The sequence below is a fragment of the Lignipirellula cremea genome, from assembly GCF_056501455.1.
Genome location: NZ_CM151415.1, coordinates 425,225 through 445,165, shown reverse-complemented (window position 1 = coordinate 445,165; position 19,941 = coordinate 425,225). Strand labels below are relative to the sequence as shown.

Here is a 19,941-nt window from a genome sequence, read left to right as displayed (position 1 = left end):
GCAGGCGGAAAGAAAGGAGTGAGCGGTAAGTAGAGAGTAGAAATGAGCGTCTAAAATCGGTTCCGCTTCTCTCCTTTTCTACTTTCTACGCTCGACTCTCTCCTCCTCGCGTTTAGCTTTGCTGATCGCGAGGAGGAGCCATCCCCAGGATCACGAAGTAGAAGAGCAGGCCGGCCGTCGCCAGGATCGCGATGATCCGCTTCACCAGTGCGCTGTACTGCGTCAGCGGCTGCGGCAGCGACGACGGCGACACGAAGCCCTCGATCAGCGCCGCCAGAAAGAAGAGCGTCACGATCGCGATCACCAGCGGAATCGAATCGCTGAGCGCCCGCCGTGCGGACGAACCGCGGGACATGCCGCCCGTGAAGATCCACGACAGCCCGATCCGCAGGCCGGCCCCTGCGCTCAGCGCGATGGCGGTCAGTTCGAACGGACCGTGAGCCGTCACGAATTCGAAGAAGTTCTCCGACGACGCGTTTCCCGACTGGGCCATATATCCGAACGCGGCGCCCAGGACCGCGGCGTTGTAAACCAGCTTGATCAAACCCGGGATGACCAGCAGGGAGTAGACGAAGCACTCCAGGCCGATCCACGTGTTGTGCATGATGTAGTAGGCGGCCATCCCCAGATTCGTCCCCCAGTCGCGACCGGCGAGGGGCTGGCTGAAATTGTCGGAGAGCGTCGTCCGCTCCTCCGTCGGCAGAATCGTGGGGCCGTACTCCGGAAAGTGGCGCTCGTCGAACGTCAGATAGGCCGACAGCAGAAAGACGCCCCAGAACAGCACGAACGCGAACTGCACGCACCGGTCGTGAAAGATCCGCCGGGGAGCGTCGATCAGGAGCATCTCCGCCCAGCGCTGCCACTGGGCCGTGCGGGTGCGGTAGATGAAGTTGTGCGCCCGCGCGACCAGCCGATTAAGATAGGCGACCGTTCGCGGAGGAAGCTGATACGATTCGGCCAGCGCCAGATCCGCGGCGGCGCTGCGGTAGAGTTCCGCGGCACGCAGGATGGTCTGCGGATCGGTCGGCGACGAGGCGATCAGCGCCTCCAGCTCGCGCCAGTTCGCCTGACGCTGATCGATCAGTTCGAGAACCTTCATCGCGCAGGTCGAGATCGCGTGCGGTCAGGGGCGGAGGTCGCCTCCGGAGAAGCGGTTTCCTTCGCAGAATAGGGCGCCGGCGCACGACGGGGCAAGCCGGCGCTAGAATCGAAGGCTCGCGGGCGCGAAACCGCGAGCGACGAAACGACGCCGCGCGGCAGCGACTTCCGCCCTGCAGGCTAGCGGGGGACGGAAGTCCCCCGAGTCCGTCGATCGAGCGAAGCGACGAGCGAGTCAGGCAACTCGCTGACATCGAGGCTTACATGGAGATAGTAGCGGCCTGCGACCGCTACTCGAACTCGGGGGACTTCCGTCCCCCGCTGGCCAACGCGTTTCGGGTAGCTGGAACGAGACCTCGGACCCCCTTATCTTCTGCTTCATGCGTTCAACCAGCGACTTTCTCTCGGAAAGCTCGGACTTCGCGACGAAGAAAAGCGTCGTCGCCGAGGACGACGAAATCGACATCACGCCGATGATCGACTGCGTCTTCCTGCTGCTGATCTTCTTCATCGTGACGTCGAAGATGCAGGAGCAGGCGAACGTCAATCTTCCTCCGGCGAACTACGGCGTCGCCGTCTCGATGAACAACGCGCTGGTCCTGACCGTCGACGCCGCCGCCGACGGCAGCGCCGTCATTTACAAGGGCGCCGCCGTCGAACCGAGCACGCGGATCGCGGTCACCGACATGGAAGAGCAGGAACAGCAGATCGTGAACTACGTCGAGTCCCGGCTGTCCGATTCTCCGCAGCCGACCGCGATCGTCATTCAGGCCGCGGGCAAACTGAAACACCGGGAAGTCGGGCGGATCCTGAAGGCGATCGGACAATCGGATACCGACATCGAGACCATCCATCTCGCGGTCCTCGATCAGGGGTGACGCCCGGGCGAGCTGCGGGGACCGACGCGCTGCCTGACTGTCTGGCCTGACTTTTTTCTGCGGCTTCCTTCCGTTCGATTTCGCCGATGTCCGTCACCGTCGAATGTCCGCATTGCAGGACGCTGGTCGAAATCCCTTCGGCGCTGGCCGGAGGCGATGCGGCGTGCGGCGCCTGCGGCGAGCGGTTTCACGTGGAAGCGCCTCCTCCGCCCGCGGAGCCCGAGGACGCCGAGAAGCCGTTTCACTTCGAGATGGCGCCTCGCCGATCGGAGGCGGAAGCCGACATGGACATGACGCCCATGGTGGACGTCACGTTTCTGCTGCTGATCTTCTTCATGGTCACGGCGTCGTTCGCGTTGCAGCGTTCGATCGCGGTCCCGAAGCCCGAGAACGAAGAGCCGAGCGCCCAGGCGAAGACGATCGAGGATATCGAAGACGACCCCGACTTCATCACCGTCCGGGTCGATTCGCTGAGCAACTACCTCGTGATCGGCCCTGACGATGAGTACCCGATCGTCAGCAAGCAGGACCTGCTCGCCAAGCTGCACGACCTGCGGGACTCGAATCCGCCGCCCGTGGCGCTGATGGTGATCGCCCACGGCGACGCCACGCACGACAAGGTCGTCGCCGCGCTCGATTGCGGAACCGCGATCGGCATCGAACGCGTCATGCTGCAAACGACCGAAGAGGAAGAATAGAGGAATGACGATGGATCGCTCCCTGGGCGGATGCTGCCCGGAGTTCGCTCCTGCTTGAGACCGCGCGTGCCCCGTGCGAAACTGAACGTGCCCATCGCCGCATCGTTCGCTTCCCGCTCTCCCGGGTGGCCGCGGCTCTCGTCGGGACGAACAATACAGCGACGTTCGCTGCCCTGCACTAGCGAGGATCGGTTCTGATGTCCCATGAAGCCGAAGAGCTTCTGGCGCGGCTTCGCAAAGAGCGGCTTGTCTCGCCCAAACGCCTCCAGGAACTGCGCGACAAGTTTCAGGCGAAACCCGACGAGTACGGCCCCGGCCGGATGATCGAATCGCTCCGCAAACGGGGCGAATTGACCGAGTGGCAAGGCAAGCGGCTGCTGGAAGACCTCCAGAACGCGAACGAGGAGGTCGTCGATCTCGCCGGCGACGAACCGGTCGTCGACCTGCAGCCCGACGCGCCGGCACGCGGCAAATCCGCGGCTGCCGATCCTTTTTCGACCGATCCGTTCGGCGGCGCCGACGCCTTCGGCGGTCTCGGAGCCGCAGCGGGCGCCGACACGTTCGGCGCCGTGGACGCCTACGCGACGCCGGGCGAAGCGGCTCCTAAACGAGAGCGCCGCAAGAAGGTCAAGAAGAGCCAGTGGGAGTCGCCCCTGCTGCTCCTCGGCACGGGCGGGCTGGCCCTGTTGCTCATCGGCAGCGGCTTCCTGATCTTCGTGCTGCTTCGCGGCAACGAAACGAAGATGTTCGACGTCGCGAAGTCGGCGTACCGGGCGCAGAGCTACAACCAGGCGATCGAACTGTCCGACCGGTATCTGACCAGCTTTCCGGGCGGCGAATTCGCTTCGCAGGCCCGCGTCATGCGGGAGATGGCCTCGCTGCGGGCGAAAGCCGACGCCGGCGGAGACATGACCGGCGCCCTGACCAAGGCCCAGGAGGTTCTGCCCGTCCTCAAGACGGAGAAGGGCTTCGATGACGAAGTCCGCGGCGAGCTGGCCATGGTTCTGCCCGCCATCGCCGAAGGCTTCGCGTTGCAGGCGGTGAACGCGAAGAAGACCGAGGACGCCGAACGCTTCGTCAAACTCGCGGGCGAGGCGATGGTTCTGGTCGACGACGCGGAATACCTTCCCCGAAAACTGCGCGAGACGCAGGCGGGGCGTCTGGAGACGATCGCCGAGAATCTCAAGCTGGCGTCGCGAGCCATCGAGCGCGACAAGCGGCTGGACGACGCGCTGACGCGAATGACCGCCGCCGTCGGCGAAGGTCGGATCGACCAGGCGTACGGCGTCCGGCGGGAACTCGTCCGCGACTATCCTGGACTCGCGACCGATGCCCGGCTCCTCACGGCGGTCGCCGCGATCGTCGCCAAGGAACAGGAACTGGTCCAGGTTCAGCCCTCGACGCTCGTCTCGACCACCGCTCCCGTCGAGGAAGCCGAGGCGAAGCTCTTCTCGCTCGCGCGGTTCGAAGGCAAGCCGATCGAAGACGGGCCCGAATCGGTCTATGTCGCCTACGGACGAAGCGCGGCCTACGGCGTCGACATGCGCACCGGCAAACCTGTCTGGCGCAGGTTCCTCGGCGCGGGCGAAGAACGCGCCCCGGTCGAAATCGAAGCCAGCGACGCCGTCCTGCTTTCCGATACGGAGTCGGGCGCCGTCGAACTGGTCCGTCGAAGCGACGGAGTCGTGCAGTGGCGCACGCCGGTGGGCGAGAGCTTCGCCCAGCCGACGATCTTCGGCGACGTCGCGCTGATCGCGACCGAGAGCGGAAAGCTTCACTCGATCGGCGTGCAGGACGGTACGCCGCGTTCGATGGCCCAGTTCTCCCAGCCGCTCGCCGCCGCGCCCGGTTTCGACGCCCAACGTCCGCTTCTCTACCAGTGCGGACGTCAGACGAATCTTTACGTCCTGAACGCCGACACGCTCAACTGCCGGGAGGTCTACTACCTCGGGCATAAGGAGGGGACGGTGCATGTCCCCCCCGCGCTGATGCGGGGGTATGTCTTCGTCGCCGAGAACGCCGGCGCGGATTACTCCTTCCTGCATATCCTGATCGCGAAGAACTCAGGCCTCGCGCTGGAGAAGGCCCAGGAGCCGATCCGGCTGGAGGGTCACGTCCACGCCCCGATGCAGATCTACGATCGACGCCTGATCGTTGCCACCGATTCGGGCTCCATCTCCTTCTTCGAGGTCGACCCGGCCGCGAAGTCGGCGCCGGTCGTCGCCACCACGCAGTTCACCGCGTCGCAGCGCGACCTGGCGCGCCCCTGGTCGCTGATCTACTCCGGCACGCTGTTCGTCGCCGAGCGGCGCCTCTCCCGGTACGAGGTGCAGACCTCGCGCGGCCAGCTCAATCGCTCGTGGATCAAGTTCGAAGGGGACGTCTTCACCGGTCCGCTCGCCCAAGCCGGACCGAACGCCGTGACGATGACGCATCGGCAGCCGGGGCTCCCGAGCCAGACCGTCTCCGCGATCGATCAGGCGTCGGGCGAGCCGGTCTGGCGCTGCGACGTGGGATACGGACCGCTCGCGCTATTCGATGCGGCCGCGACCGGCGCGTCGGAGCCGCTGCTGTTCAGTTCGCTCGGTCAGGCCTTCGCGCTGCCCGACTGGAACGCCGCGCCCGATTACCTCGCCGAATCGGCCAACGCCGGCGTCGGCGCCCGGGGAAGCTCCTTCGACCAGGCGTTCCTGCGTTCGGACAAGACCGTCGTGCTGTACGGGAAGAACAATCCCGACCGCGCGGCGATCTACCAGCAGACCAAGGACCCGATCATGCGGGTCACGCGATTCGGCGTCCGGGACGGTCGCCCCACCGCGGATTCGATCCTGTGGCGCGACGCGCTGATCGTCCCCTGGAGCGCGGGACAGATCTTCGCTCTCGACCCGACGACCGGAACGAACGCGGCGCTGCCGTTTCAGCCGACGCTGACGCCGGGGCAGGAGACCGTCTGGCGCCGACCGGTCGCTTCGCCGAACGACGCCGCGGCGCTCTTCGTCGCGGAGAACTCCGGCAACGTCTATCGCATCGCGCTGCAGGAAGGCGCCTCGCCCTTCCTGAAGGAGGCCGTCGCCGGCAAGGTCGACGGAGAAATCGCCGGTCCTCTGGCGGCGATCGGCGCCACGGTCGCCGTCCCCGTTCGCGCGGACGGCGCCGCGCGGATCGACCTCCTGGCGGATACGACGCTGCAGAAGACGAAGGAGGTTCCGCTTAGCGCCGCGCTCGCCGCGGGTCCCTTCGCCGTCGGCGATCTTTACGTCGTGACGCTCGTCTCCGGCGAGACGATCGCCTTCGACGCCGCGGGCGAGATCAAGTGGCAGACTGATCTTCCCGCCCAGGCGGTCGCGGGCGACCCGCTGCTGTCGGGCGAGCATCTGATCTTCGCCTTCAAGAGCGGCGACCTGGTCGTCGTGGAACGCGGAACGGGCAGCGTGATCTCCGCCCAGAAACGTATCGAAGGATTCGATCGCCTGATCTCCGTCCAGGAGGGTCGCGTCCTCGCCGCCACCGCCGAAGGCGCCAGCGTCATCCTCCCGCTCGAGCCATCGGACGAAGAATCGACCGTCAGCGTCGGATCGCCCGCCACTTCCGTCGCCGAGGCGTCCGCCGAATGAATCTCTTCGGAACCAGATTCTCCTGCTCCTCCGGGTGCCACTGGCTCCGCCAGTGCGGCAGCGGCATACGATCGTCCCCTAGGACTGTTCCTCTCCAGAGCACGCGCCGTCAGAGCGAGCGGCTCTCGAAAAGGTCGACCCTCGTCGCGATCTTTCTGTGTCTCGCTCTGCCCGCGGTCGCCTTCGCGCAGCCTCTCGGACCGCCGCCGGACGAGCCGCCGTTGCTCGACCGGGAGCCGTACGACATCCTCGTCCTTCCCGACAAAAAGGGGAACTCGCAGGAGGTCCGGATCGAGCCGCTGATCGACGCGAAGAACGGCCTGAAGGACAAACAGACTTACCGCGTCCGCGTCGTCTGGCCCGAGTCGCCATTCCCGAATCGCGAGATCGACTGGAAAGACGAATTCGTCTACAAGCCGTGGCTCAACCTCGTCATGGAGGAGGCCGACCGCCTCGTCAAGAACAAGGAGTACGAACTCGCCTACGAGTACCTCCAGTACCTGCATCGCATCGACCCCGAACTTCCGGGCCTGAAGCAGAAGGAACTGGAATATCTCTACGTCGAGACCGCCCGACTGTTCCAGGTGGGGCAGTACGCCGAATCGCTGGCCGTGCTCGAAGAGCTTCGCGCCCGGGATAAGAACTTCCGCCTGACGCCTTCTTCGCCGGACCAGCTCTCGGTGATGCGGGGCGTGCTGGACAAGGCGCTCGGCGCGCTCTTCGACCGCCGCAGTTTCGACCGCGTCCGCGAAACGATCGCCGACTACGCGAAGCGCTATCCGGGCGAACTGGACGCAACGCTCGACAAGTACCGCGGCGCGCTGCGGAGCGAAGCGCAGAAGCTGTATGCGGAGGCCCAGTCGCTCGCCGACGAAGAGAAGATCCGCGAAGCCCGACGGGCCGCCCGGCAGGCGCTTTCCGTCGACCCCGATTTCTCCGAAGCCATCTCGCTGCTGAACCAGATTCACGAACGCTTCCGCCTGACGCTGGTCGGCGTGACGCAGCCCGCGATCGTCGACGATCAGACGCAGGTCGATAACTGGGCCTCGCGCCGCGTCAGCCGGCTGACCCAGCGGTATCTGATGCAGTTCTCCGGCTTCGGTACGGAAGGGGGCGATTACCGCTGCGACCTCGCGACGCGACAGCTCAGCGACGACGCCGTCGAATGGTCGCTCCGCATCCGGCCGGGCTCGGAGAACGTCACCGGCATCGGCGACGCGTACCAGTTGTACGACATGCTCGCCTCCGCCGCGGATCCTGAATCGCCCCTCTACGAGCCGGCCTGGGCGCGACTGGTCGAGTCGTTCGAGATTCGCGATCCGAATCACCTCGTCGTCAAGTTCCGACGGATGCACGTCCTGCCCGAGAGCCTGGTGCAGATCCCCTTCGAATCGGAAGGCGACCAGGACGCCGCTCGCGAACCGTTCGAGGGGATGGGCGACTATCGCATGGTGCAGAACCAGGCGGGCGAGATGCGTTTCGCGCATAAGCCTCCCCGTTTCGCCGGCGATCCGCAGGTCGCGACCGAAGTGGGAGAGATCCTCTACGTCGATGCCGAAGACGCCATCGAAGCGTTGCTCGAAGGGGAGATCGACGTCCTCGATCGCGTCCCTCCTGCCCGGGCGGCGGAACTCGAAGCGCATCCGGACGTACGCGTCGGCGTGTACGACATCCCGACCGTTCACATGCTGGTCTGCAACGACCGGAATCCCTACATGCAGAACCCGATGTTCCGTCGGGCGCTGGTGTACGGAATCAACCGGCAGGCGACGCTCGACCAGGTCGTGCTGGGCGGCAGGCCCCGTCCCGGTTGTCGCGTCCTGTCAGGTCCGTTCCCGGCGGAAGTGGCCGACGCCTCGGCGATCGCCTACGCCTACGACGAACGGCTGGAACCCAAGGCGTACGATCCGCGGCTGGCCTATACCCTGAAAGAGCTGGCCATGCAGACGACGGCCGCGCCGTTCCGGAGCGAAGGGAAGCAGCCTCCCGAACTGGGCAAGCTGGTTCTCGCCTACCCGGATCAGCCCCTCGCTCGGCAGGTCGCGGCCACCATCGCCGAACAGCTCGATTCGGTGCAGATTCCGATCGAGATCCGGGCGCTGCCGCTCGGCATGACGGACGATCCGACGAACGATTTCGATCTGCTCTTGGTCGAGGCCGCGCTGTGGGAACCGCTGGTCGACGCGGAACGCCTGTTGTCGAAAGAACATGGCCTCGCCCGGATCGGCAGTCCCTACGTCGATCTGGCGCTGCGACAGGTCGACGGCGCCCGCACCTGGAACGAGGCACGGCTCGCGCTCCGCGATCTGCACCATTACGTCGATCAGGAAGTGACCATCATTCCGCTGTGGCAACTCATCGAGCGTTACGCCTATCGCGTCGACGTGCAGGGCGTTCCCGACCGCCAGTTCACGCTCTATCAGAACGTCGACGACTGGAGCGTCGAGGCCCGCGCTTCGAGTTCCGGCGAAACCGCGCCGCCCCCTGCCGCCGCGGCAGCGACCCCCGCCCGCGCGACTGCGACGGCGACGTCCGCCCCTGCGAATCCTGCGTCGAGAACGCCATGACGGGCGGAAACATGCCTCGATCGATGATCCGCTCGTTCTCCGCGCATCGGCTGCGGGCGACTTCGGCCTGCGCTCTGGCCTTCGTCGCGCTGACGGCGTGGTCGGCTTTCCCGTCGACCGTCGCGGGGCAGGTCGTCCGGTCGGAGTCGACGAGGGCCGCGGAGCCGGAGCCCTACACGCCGCCGTGGGAGTACGCCCCCTACCGGGTCCATCTCTGGCTGGTCGACGACGGTTCGCGATCGCTCTCGCCGGCATCGATCGAGAAAGTGCGAGCGAACTTGCTGGACGAGATCGACGTCGCCTTCGGCGCAAGCTGGCGTGCCTCCGCCAGTCGCGCCCCCCAGGACGTTTCCTCGGCGGCGCTCGGTTCGCTCGACGAGATGACGGTCTTCGATTTCGATCGGCTGGGGAAAGGCTGGTGGTTCGCCGGCGCCGACGGCATCCCGGTCGCCGATTTCGACAAGATCTATCTCGTAGCGCTGCGGGACGACGGCGTTCGCTTCCACGTCGAAGTGCGCGAGTTCGAAATCTCCAGCTACCAGGCGGGAGACGTTCTCCGCGCCGACGCCGCCTCGGTCGGACAGATCCCGCGCGTCGTCTCCGGGCTCGTCTCGCAAGCCTTCACCCGGCTCGCGCGCGTGGAGAAGACGTACGAAGTCGAATCGACCGTCGAGACGCCCGACGGTCCGCGGATCAAGCGCCAGGACCGGGCCTCCGTCCGGTTCAAAGCGGCCGGACTCGCGACCGAAGGGACGGCGTCGCTCGTGCCGCCGGTCGGTTCGCCGATGACGGTCGTCCTACGAAACAACGATCGGCTGGGCGTTCCGGCGGCGAACGGCGTCGCGGAGATGGAGTTCACGTACGTGCTGGCCGAGCAGATTCGCGGCTCGCTGGTGGACGGCCCGGTCTATTCCGGTCTGCGTTCGCCGTTCGGCGCCCGATCCAGTCGCCGGGTGCAGAAGTTCGTCCGCTTCCTGCCTTACGTGCAGGGCCCCACGACGCTGACCGTCGTCTCCCCTCCGAGCGAGGCCGAACCGTCGCAGCCGCTCGGCGGCTACGACATCTATTCCCGCGAACCCGAGGGCGAGGTCTCGACGTTCCTGGGCGAGACCGACTGGCGGGGCCAGTTCGTCGTTCCCCCCGCCGATCAGCCGCTCAGAATCGTTTACGCCAAGAGCGGCGACCGGATCCTGGCCAGGCTGCCGATCGCGCCCGGCCTGCACGCGGACGTGACCGCCGTCGTGCCGGACGACTCCTTCCGCCTGGAGGCCGAGGGCGCCGTCGCCGCGTTCCAGTCGCGGCTGATGGACCTGATCGCGCGCCGGCAGGCGCTCGCCGTGCGGATCCGCAAGAAGGTCGAACAGGCCGAGCGTGCCGAGGCGGAGCGCCTGCTGGAACAGGAGTTCAAGCCGATGTTCGATCGCACCGGCCTGACGTTCGAACTGGAGGAACTGCGGAAGCGCTTCTCGACCGAGGATCCTGCCGCCGCTCGCCGGATCGAGGCCATGTTCGACGCCACTCGCGGCGTGCTGAACAAGTTCCTCGACACGACCCTCGACCGCGAACTCGAATCGCAGGTCAAGCAGGCGGGGTAGAGCCGCTTTTTCGTCCGTCGCGCGTCAGGCTCCTGTCCGACGCGCGAGCCGTGGGGCGGACGTGAAAACGCCGCCGGCAGGCGATTCGCAGAACCGTCGCGATCCGGGCATTCGGCCCCGTTTCACGGTCGTCGCTAGGAATCGCCGGCGGGCGGTTGCCGGCGGTCTCGGCCTGCACTACCGTTCATCTGCTGCGAAAGACTCTCGCGGCGATCGACCATCGCACCGGCGCAGGCGCGCCATGGACAGCAGGAACGCTCGATGACGTTATGCGCGACCGGCCGCACGTGCTTCTGCGCCACGCTCGCTTTGCTGCTCGCGGCTGCCTCGCTGCCGACTGCGGGCTCTCTTCTCGCTGAAGATCGACCGTTCCGGAAATGGGATCCGCCGGCGCCGCAGGGGGTCGATTCCCGCCTGGCGTACTGGACCGCCGGCAACGCCGTCTTCCTGGAGACGGAGGCGCGGCAGATCGTGATGATCGCCAAGGGCCTCCTCTCTCCCGCCGACAAGGAGTACTTCCGCGGCGAGATCGGGGAGCGAACGGCGTCGCCGATCGCTGGGGAACTGCTCCGCGATCCGATGCCGATGTTCAAGCCGGACGGGACCTACTACGCGCCCGAGATTCCGATCGAATTCAACGGTCGCTGCATCCTGACTGCGGATCCGGACGGAACGATCCGGCACGTCATCTCGCAGTATCGGGAATTCGACGCCCGGACGATGATCGCCTTGATGGACCGCTTCGGACCGGAGTTGTCGCTCGAGGAGTGGATCTACGCGGGCGCTCCCTTTCGTCAGTCGCTCTGGATCGCGAACGAGAAGCGATCGCTGGCCGAAATGTCCCCCGGGATCAGCGACAAGTTCGCTCCCCATCCGGCGGATACCTACCTCGTGGCGGTCGACGGAGCCCGGTACTTCTTCGAGACCCGTCTGGAGGGCGAAGCGAAGGATCCGTCGCTCTATCCCCGGTTCATGACCGCGACCTGGTCGGACGTCGGTCGGCTGGATTGGGATCCGCTCGTGCAGCAGATCGCCCTCGGATTCGGCAGACACGCCAAGCTCTCGCCCACGGCCCGGCACCCAGGCGTCTTGGCCGCGTACAAGGCGTCCGACCGCGGAGAAGCGGGACCGGTCGGCGAAGTCCGCATCTGGAAGCAGACGATGATGCAGGCGGAAACCGGTCCGATGCCGGCGAGGCTCCTGCTTCGCAACTCGCGCCAGGCCCTCGTGCTTCGCGACGACGGAGTGGTCGACGTCGTCGAGTATCCGACCGCCGAGGATGCAGAGTACCTGAACGGCGTCGAAGGGTTCTGGACCGCGAAGCACGACGCGTCGAAGCCGGTAAAGTACGAAGCGGTCACGCCGCCCGTCTTTTCGCGCGATCTCGCCGCGATCTTCCGAGATTACGCCGGCGACGAAGATTTGATCGCGGATCTGGAAGCGGGACTCGTTCCGCCGCCCGGTACTGCGCCCCGGGACCTCAGCGACTTCCGGCTGGAACGTCTGGAGACGCTCGCGGCGCACCTGCTCGCGGGCGACGAGCGCTACGTAGTCGCCGAAGTCGAACGGCTGCGCGAAGCGGTCCGGGCCGAGAAGATGACGATGGGCAAGGCGACCGAACGACTGGCCGAACTGCAGAAGCGACGCATCGATCCGACCGACGGAAACACCCCGGGCGAGAAGCTGATCAAGAACTGGAAACGGCTGCGACCTGATTCGCCGAACCCTTCGCTCGTCGCGGCGATCGCCTGCTATCGGCAGGCCTGGAAGCTTCGCGGCGACGGATACATCGGCGACGTCGACCGCAACGAAGCGGAGGGGTACGGCCTGTTCGTCGACAAGTGCGAAGGCGAACTCGACGAGGCCGACGCGGCAGCGCCCAGCGACGCGGTCGCTGCCTGCTGGCGGCTGATGCTCGGTCGGTCGGCGGGGTATCCCCGCGAGAAGATGGACGCGATCGTCGCGCGCGCCGTCGCCGCCGATCCCCACTTCAGTCGACCGCACGCCGAGATGGCGCTCTATCTCCAGCCGCGCTGGCATGGCGAACCGGGCGACGTCGGCGAATACGTCGCAGGCGTCGTGAAGCGCTTCCGGGGTCAACTCGCCGTCGACGTCTTCTACCAGGTCTACACGACCATCTATCCGACGGACGTCGATCTCCTCGAGCATGGCATGTTCGATCGCGAGACGCTGGCCGCCGTCGCGGAAGACATGTCCGACGTCAGCCAGCCCGGCGAAGAGCTCTGGAAGTACGCCGAGGTCTTCGCCTACTTCTCCAACGATTTCCGCGTGGGGAAGAAGATGATCGCGAAGGCGGGAGGCGTCGATCGCCTCGATATCGTCAAGGTCACCTCCAACGAGCTCTTCCCGAACGAGGAATCGGCGGACGGCGCGAAGAGATTTTTCAGAGAAGCGAGCGCCGCGCCCGCTACGGCGGAACCGAGCGGTAGCGATTCGCTTTGGGAGTTGCGATTCGACGGCGCCGGATTCTCAGGCGCGTCGTTGGACGCCGCGCTTTTCAACGACGGAAAGCGGGCGATGGTCATCGCCGATTCCCGGAAGGCTTCGATCGTGAATCTCGAGACCCGGACGGTCTCAGGTTCGTTCGGCATTCCCGGCCTGAGCCTGCGACGAATTCATGGGTCCGCGGACGGGAAGACGCTGATCCTGACGGGGACGGAAGCCGACGGAACCTACGCCGTCTATCGCATCGGCGCAGGCTCGGGGGGACAGCCGACCCGCTTGAAAGACGTCGTGCATCGCGAACCGATCTCGCCTGAAGTTCTGTCCGCCGACGGCACGCGTTTCGCCAAGACCGTTCGCTCCGAGACGCCGACCGGCAAGTCGCACTTCATGATCTGGGATGCGACGACGGGCGAAAGAATCGACGACCAGGAATGGAGCGGGGCGCTCGATAACCCCTTCTTCTCCAGCGACGCCAGGTTCTTCACGATCTGGGACGGGCAGCAAGTCGGCGTCTACGACATCGCGACGAAGAAGATGGAGCGCCGCAGTTTCGGCGCTCTGCAACCCGTGCTCGATCCCCAGTACGCCCCGACGGGCGAGTTCGTGTTCTTCGCGATGGCGCCGAAGACCGGACGCACTGACGGCAATCGGCCCCACTTCGCGATCGAGGCGGAAAGAAGCCGAATCGCCGTCGCCACTTCGCTGGACGATCCCAACCCGAAGATCGCCCCCTTTCCGCTCGGCTGGCGTCCGCTGCAGGCGGACGGGCTCTTCGCCGCATCTCGCGAATGTCGGCGGGTCTTCGTGGTGACGGGAAGGACGGTTCCCAGCTACTCGGCGGCTGTCGACCTGAACGCGATCGACTCGCAGACCGTCGACGTGTACGACGTCGCCTCCGGCGAGCGAACCCACCGCCTTCGCGGGCACGCCGGAACCATCCGTTCCCTCCTCTATCGCGATGACGACCAGACGCTCGTCACCGTCGCGACCGACGGAACGCTGCGAGTCTGGGACGTGTCGAATGCCGGGCTGGCGAAAATCGCGAGTACGCAGGGCGACGTCGCGCTTCCGAAGAAGGCCGCGGAAGCTCCGAAGTAAGCCCTTAACCGACGCGCGCGACTCGGCTTCGAAACCTACTTGGCCAGATCGACGCAGACGATTTCCTTGTCGTTCCGGGCGAAACAGGAGCGCTCGGCGAAGGCGGGGTGCGACCAGACGACGACGCGGCTGTTGATCGGCTCGGTCGGCTCGACGATCTTCGCGCGGTTGACCTCTTCGTAGCCCTCGGGCGAGAGCTTCGCGATGATCAGCTCGCCCTGGTCGTTGAACAGGAAGAAGCGGTCGGCGTTTCGCACGAGGAACACGGTCGCCTGACGGACCGGGCGGCCCTCGCTCGTCGTGGCCTCGAACGACTGCCACAGGCGTTCGCCGTCGGCCAGTTTGGCGGCGATGATGCCGCCCGACTCGCCGTCGTTACCGTAGATCACGCCGTCCAGCACGTACGGCGTGCCGTTCACGGGGTAGACGCCGCTCCGGACGTTCGACCGCCAGAGAACCTCGGGCTCGCCGTCATTCTTCGGCAGGCGAATCGCGGCGCCGACGTTGCCGATGCCGGCCGCGAACAGGACGTCTCCCTCCTGTCGCGGGGCCATGATCGACATGCCGTACGAGGGCTTCAGCGGCACGGTCCAGAGAACCTCGCCCGTCGCCAGGTCGAGCCCGTTCAACGCCTCCGGGTGCCAGATGGCGAGCGCCGGCTTGCCGTTCTGTTCGATCAGCGTGGGGGGGCAATAGCCCGGCTCCGGAGCGGAAAGCGCCTTCCAGACTTCCTTGCCCGTCCGCTTATCGAAAGCGACGGCGACCGAACCCTGACCGCCGACGACGCAGTACAGCAGATCGCCGACGACCAGCGGATGGGCCGCGAAGCCCCAGATGGGCGTCTCGGTCTTATATTCCTTGGTCAGCTTCTTCTTCCAGACGACCGAACCGTCAGCCGTCTTCAGGCACGCCAGATCCCCCTCGGCGCCTAGGAAGAAGACGAGGTCGCCGTCGACGGTCGGCGTGCAACGCGGTCCGCCCGGATAGGAGATCGCGTACTGACGATCCTCGGCGAACGCCCAGATCTGCTTGCCCGTCGCGGCGTCGAGGCAGAGCACGCGTTCCTGCCCCGTCAGTCGGTCGCGCGTGCCGGGATTGTTGGTCACCTCGCCCGACGTTTTCACGAAGTCGGCGACATAGACCCTGCCGTCCGCGACCGCCGGTCCCGAATAGCCCAGACCGACGGGGGCGCGCCACTTGATCTTCGGCCCGCTGGCCGGAAACGCGTCGATGACGCCTGTCTCGTTCCAGGTCGCGTCGCGATTCGGACCGAGCCACTGCGGCCAGTCGTCGGCCCGGACGGAACGCGTCAGGGCAGGGGAGAGGGCCAGAACCAGTCCGAGCGACCAAACGCACGCAGCCAATCGCGACATCACGACGTTCTCCCGAGTCGGCGAGTTCCCAGCGCCAGGCGAGCAATCTCGCTTGGATGCCGCCGCCGTCGAAAAGGAAACACGGCTTTCTCGGAAGCGGCCGCGACTACTGATCGTCCGTCACGCCCGCGCGCGGCGAAGCAGGGACAGCCGGTCGAATCGCCGCCGCGACCGCTGCGGGGTCGTCGGTGATGATGCCGTCGACGCCCATCGCGACCAGGCTCTTCGCGGCTTCGACGTCGTTCACGGTGTAGGTGAAGACCTTGAGATTTCGGGCGTGCAGAGCCTCGACCGCCGCGGGCGTGACGTCCTTATAGCTCCAGCCGACGAAGTCGAGTCCCGGAATCGTCGCGACCTGCTCGATCTGCGCGGACCCGAGTTCCTTCGACCCGAGCGCCCCGATCACGATCGATGGCTCGTGCTTCGCGACGTCCTTCAGATAGTCCCAGTCGAATGCCTGGACGACCACGTCGCTCGTCAGCTTCTTCTCGGCGAGCAGTTCGACCAGCGGCTTCGCCGGGCCGTGCTTGCGTTCGATGAGCGTGACCGAGCCCGACTGGATCAGGTCGAGGGCCTCGTCCAGCCGCGGGATCGGCTCTCCGGCGAACTTCGGAGCGTACCAGCTTCCGGCGTCGAGACCGCTTAGCTCTTTCCAAGATCGATCGACCACCGGCAGTCTTTCGCCGCCGAAGACCTTCAGGGCGTCCGTCGTCCGGTCGAGCGTCTTGTCGTGGAAGACGACGTGCGTGCCGTCGCTCGCGACGTAGTAGTCGAGTTCGACCAGATCGGCGTTGGCGGCGATCGCTTCGCGGAAGCTGGCCGCGGTGTTCTCCGGCGCGACGGCAGGCGCGCCGCGGTGCCCGATCACGAGCGGCGTCTTCGAGCGAAGAAGTTCCTCGGGCGAGCGCCGAGCGGCCGGCTCCGCGGAGAAGAGCGAGGCGTTCGACATGACGGCGAGCGCGACGAAGCACGTCGCGCGAAAGAATGCTTTCATCGGTTCCGACCAGCGGGGGAAGTCGTCCCGCCCTCACGCACGGTCGGGACGGGATTTCAGACCCGCAGCATAATCGCGCCGCGCAAAGCCGTGGCCCGATGTTCGCCGGAACTTAACGAGCGACGAATGACTTGCTGGATTCGGAGTCGCGAGCGGGCCGTCACTCAGCCGGCCTCGGACGAAACCCGAAGTCGCGTGCCTTGATCTTGACCATGCGTCCGTCAGGGTGATGCCAGACGACGCCTTCGTAGCTACGCTCTCGCAGGTAGTCGCGAAGCGCTTCGAATTCTCGGGGGCAGTCCGATAAACGAACGGCGCCGTGTCGAATCAGTTCATGATCGGGACGACCCTCTGGATTTCCCTGCACCTTCGGACCGCAAAGCTCGTACGTTCCGTCGACAGGTACCGCGCCTTCGGCCGCTGCGCGATCGAAGGCCTCGCGGTGGTATCGATCCTCAGGGCCTGCGCCGACCGGAAGCCAACCCTGCTGCTTGCCGGTGTTCCCGTCGATCTCGTTCGCCGGCTCGAAATCGGGAGGCGGCGTGCCGCCAGGCTTCACTTCGTGCCGCTTGTAGAATCTTCCGGCGCGAATCAGGCAACAGGTGCCGTCGAACTTGCGAGTCGCCTCGCCTTCGCCGGCGATCACCCACTCGGCCCCGGGCGTTACCTCGTTTCGAACGAGTCGATCGCCGTCGTAGTTTCGCTGGAACAGGCTAATGATCTTCTTCATGCGTCGGACCTCCGCGAGATACGACACTCGCGGCGACAAAAGGTGACGCGCGTCGCTCAACTTTCGTGTGCACGCCCGACTCGCGCCCCAGCGCCTACTCCTCCATCACCTCCGCTTCCTTCCCCTTCGACAGTTCGGCGGCGGAGCCTTCGTAGCGCTTGAGGAGCTTGTCGATCTCCTCCTTGCCGGCGCCCTTGTCGTCCTCGCTGATGAGCTTGTCCTTCTCTTCGGTATCGATCGCCTTGTTCGCGTCGCGGCGGACGTTGCGCAGCGAGACCTTGCACTCCTCGGTCAGATCGCGAATCCGCGAGGCGAGCTTCTTGCGCGTGTCGCCCGACAGCGGCGGAATGTTGATCCGGATGACGCGCCCGTCGTTCTGCGGGTTGAGGCCCAACTGGCTGGCGACGATCGCTTTTTCGATGTCCTTGATCGTCGCCGTATCGTAGGGGCGGATCACGATTTGCGTCGGCTCGGGCGCCCCGATCGAGGCGAGCTGCTTGATCGGCACCGGCGAGCCGTAAGCCTCCACGCGCAGCGAATCGACCAGACCCGGATTCGCGCGGCCGGTGCGGATGCCCGTGAGGTTCTTCTTGAGAACGTCGAGCGCTTTCTCCATGCGTTCTTCGGCGTCCATCAGAATGTCGTCGACCGGCATGGCGTGGTTTCCTTGGAAGTGAGAGTGAGCGAGAGGCTTCTATCTTCGCAGGGTCGTTCAAGACCCGCCCCACTGATCTGTCTACCGCTGAGTATCATCCTCTCCTCCGGGTGCCACTGGCTCCGCCAGCGCTTTTCCGGAGGCCGGATCGCTCGTGTCGGACGACTTCTCAAGATGCAGCACGGGCGGAGCCAGTGGCACCCGAAACTCTTCGATCAACCGGACAGAAAAACGATAGACGGACCACTAATGAGAAGAACCTGCTTACCGCGTTCCGCCGATCAGGGTGCCGATCTTGCGACCGCCGACGGCCTGCACGATGGCGCCTTCCTTCAGGTAATTGAAGACCAGAACGGGCAGCTTGTGTTCCCGGCACTGCGAAATGGCGGTGCCGTCCATCACGCGCAGGTTTCGCGTCAGAACCGAATCGAACGTCAATTCGGGATAGAACTCGGCGTGCGGGTTCTTCTCCGGATCGTCGCTGAAGACGCCGTCCACGCGGGTCGCCTTCATCAGGATCTCCGCGTCCAGTTCCAGCGCCATCTGCGCGGCGGCGGTGTCCGTCGTCACGAAGGGGCGACCCGTGCCGCCCGCGAGAATGACGATCCGACCCTTATCCAGATGCCGCAGCGCCCGGCGGCGGATGAAGGGCTCGGCGACTGACTCCATCCGGATGGCCGTCAGCAGCCGGGTCTGGGCGCCGATCGATTCCAGGGCGTCCTGAAACGCGAGGCCGTTGATGACCGTCGCGAGCATGCCCATGTAGTGGGCCGTCGACTCGACGACGCTGGCGTCCTGGGTCTTGAACTGGGCGCCGCGAAGGATGTTCCCTCCGCCGATCACGACCGCGAGCTGGCAGCCGAGCTGCTGCGCCTCGTGGACCTGCCGGGCGACCTCGACCGCCTTCTTCATGTTCACGCCCCGGTCTCCCGGGAGCGCGAAGCTGTTGCCCGAAAGCTTCAGCAGGACGCGGCGGTACTTGGTCGACGATTGCGGCGGGTCGGTCATAGATCGGCGGCTCTGAGCGGGGGACGACAGTCCCCCGAGACTTCGTAACGGGACGCAGCGGACTCGGAGGACTCACGCTCTCCGCTCAGAATCGACGCGACTGGCTTTACGCCTTCTGGCCGAGCTTCCAGTGGACGAATTGCTTCAGGGCGAAGCCGTTGTCCTTCGCGTACTGGCCGACGGTGATCTTGTCGTCCTTCACGAAGGGCTGCTCGTTGAGCGTCCGTTCGGCGAAGAAGTTCTTCATGCGGCCTTCGACCATCTTGTCGATGATGGAGTCCGGCTTGCCTTCGTTCTTGGCCGCCGCGCGGAGGATTTCCCGCTCGTCTTCGATGACCTTCGGATCGAGGCTCTCCTTGTCGAGCGCCGCCGGGGCCATCGCCGCGATGTGCATGCAGATGTCCTTGAGCTGCTCGGGCGTTCCGCCCGTCGCTTCGACGAGAACGCCGTGGACGATGCTGCCGTTATGCTCGTAGGCGCCGCACTTGCCTTCGATCCGGACGATCCGCCCGACGTTGAAGAGCTCGCGAATGCGGTTGAACAGTTCGTCCTTGTGCTCGCCGAGCGTCATGCCCTTCTTGGTGGGGCAGGGCTGCGCGAGGAGTTCTTCCGCCGTCGAGGCGCCGGGACCGGTCGCGAGCTGCTTGGCCAGGTCGGCGGCCAGGCCGCGGAACTCGTCATGGTTGGCGACCGGCTGGCTCTCGCACATCAGTTCGACCATCGCGGCGACGTTCTCGCCGATGTAGATGCCCATGCGACCGAAGGCCGTTTCGCGATCCGAACGCTTGTTCGAGAGCGCGACGCCCTTCTCGCGAAGGATTTTCATGGCCTTGTCTTCGTCGCCGCCCGACTCCGCCAGCGCGGTCTTGCAGTCCATCATCGGCAGACCCGTACGGTCGCGGAACGCTTTGACCTGGGCGGCGGTGATCTGGGTCATCCGAGAGGAACTCCTGCTATGGAAATCGAAGGCGGCCTGCGGGCGAGCGCCGGAGGCCGGAAGCGATGGTCGGATCGATCCGTCGCGGAAGATCCGTCGGAACTACGAGCGTCGGGCACGCCGGGACGTTCGCGCCTGGGGTGCAGGACGGAACGCGGCAGCCTGCGACGCGAGAACCCGAAAATCGCCCGCGACGGGAACCGCTATTCTTCGAAAATCCCGCCTCGTCG

Annotated in this window: 13 protein-coding genes; 6 read left to right on the top strand and 7 right to left on the bottom strand. The window is 65.7% G+C overall.

Going from position 1 to position 19,941, the window contains the following annotated elements; genetic code table 11:
• Positions 1 to 112: 112 nt before the first annotated feature.
• On the bottom strand, positions 113 to 1,099 hold the full coding sequence (locus SH602x_RS01805) for a stage II sporulation protein M (protein ID WP_479470171.1): 987 nt from the start codon (positions 1,097 to 1,099) through the stop codon (positions 113 to 115).
• 379 nt (positions 1,100 to 1,478) lie between these two features.
• Here SH602x_RS01805 and SH602x_RS01800 point away from each other — a divergent pair, with 379 nt between their 5' ends.
• From SH602x_RS01800 to SH602x_RS01775, 6 genes are all read left to right on the top strand, one after another.
• Positions 1,479 to 1,976, top strand: a complete 498-nt coding sequence (locus SH602x_RS01800) for an ExbD/TolR family protein (RefSeq protein WP_479470172.1) — start codon at positions 1,479 to 1,481, stop codon at positions 1,974 to 1,976.
• 86 nt (positions 1,977 to 2,062) lie between these two features.
• Positions 2,063 to 2,674, top strand: coding sequence for a biopolymer transporter ExbD (locus SH602x_RS01795; protein ID WP_479475181.1), 612 nt, complete (start codon positions 2,063 to 2,065; stop codon positions 2,672 to 2,674).
• Positions 2,675 to 2,871: 197 nt separating this feature from the next.
• Positions 2,872 to 6,288, top strand: coding sequence for an outer membrane protein assembly factor BamB family protein (locus SH602x_RS01790; protein WP_479475180.1), 3,417 nt, complete (start codon positions 2,872 to 2,874; stop codon positions 6,286 to 6,288).
• 221 nt (positions 6,289 to 6,509) lie between these two features.
• Positions 6,510 to 8,855 carry an ABC transporter substrate-binding protein gene (locus SH602x_RS01785; RefSeq protein WP_479475179.1) on the top strand — a complete coding sequence of 782 codons (2,346 nt, stop codon included), beginning with the start codon at positions 6,510 to 6,512 and terminating at the stop codon, positions 8,853 to 8,855.
• Positions 8,856 to 8,866: 11 nt separating this feature from the next.
• Entirely contained in the window at positions 8,867 to 10,450 is a 1,584-nt protein-coding gene (locus SH602x_RS01780) for a hypothetical protein (RefSeq protein WP_479475178.1), read from the top strand.
• Positions 10,451 to 10,711: 261 nt separating this feature from the next.
• The gene (locus SH602x_RS01775; protein WP_479475177.1) at positions 10,712 to 14,014 is read left to right on the top strand and encodes a WD40 repeat domain-containing protein; all 3,303 of its coding nucleotides are present in this window, start codon (positions 10,712 to 10,714) and stop codon (positions 14,012 to 14,014) included.
• Positions 14,015 to 14,049: 35 nt separating this feature from the next.
• On the opposite strand, the gene SH602x_RS01770 is transcribed toward SH602x_RS01775, so the two are convergent.
• The 6 genes from SH602x_RS01770 to tsf form a co-directional block, all read right to left on the bottom strand.
• Positions 14,050 to 15,387, bottom strand: a complete 1,338-nt coding sequence (locus SH602x_RS01770) for a PQQ-binding-like beta-propeller repeat protein (protein ID WP_479475176.1) — start codon at positions 15,385 to 15,387, stop codon at positions 14,050 to 14,052.
• Positions 15,388 to 15,493: 106 nt separating this feature from the next.
• Positions 15,494 to 16,381, bottom strand: a complete 888-nt coding sequence (locus SH602x_RS01765) for a glycerophosphodiester phosphodiesterase (protein ID WP_479475175.1) — start codon at positions 16,379 to 16,381, stop codon at positions 15,494 to 15,496.
• Between the two features lie 160 nt (positions 16,382 to 16,541).
• Positions 16,542 to 17,111 carry an RNA ligase 1 family protein gene (locus SH602x_RS01760; RefSeq protein ID WP_479475174.1) on the bottom strand — a complete coding sequence of 190 codons (570 nt, stop codon included), beginning with the start codon at positions 17,109 to 17,111 and terminating at the stop codon, positions 16,542 to 16,544.
• A 94-nt stretch (positions 17,112 to 17,205) separates the two neighbouring features.
• Complete coding sequence (gene frr / locus SH602x_RS01755) at positions 17,206 to 17,766, bottom strand: ribosome recycling factor (protein WP_479475173.1); 561 nt, start codon at positions 17,764 to 17,766, stop codon at positions 17,206 to 17,208.
• Between the two features lie 264 nt (positions 17,767 to 18,030).
• Complete coding sequence (gene pyrH, locus SH602x_RS01750) at positions 18,031 to 18,774, bottom strand: UMP kinase (RefSeq protein ID WP_479470182.1); 744 nt, start codon at positions 18,772 to 18,774, stop codon at positions 18,031 to 18,033.
• 106 nt (positions 18,775 to 18,880) lie between these two features.
• Positions 18,881 to 19,711 (bottom strand): translation elongation factor Ts, encoded by an 831-nt coding sequence (gene tsf / locus SH602x_RS01745; protein ID WP_479470183.1) that lies wholly within the window; start codon positions 19,709 to 19,711, stop codon positions 18,881 to 18,883.
• Positions 19,712 to 19,941 lie beyond the last annotated feature (230 nt).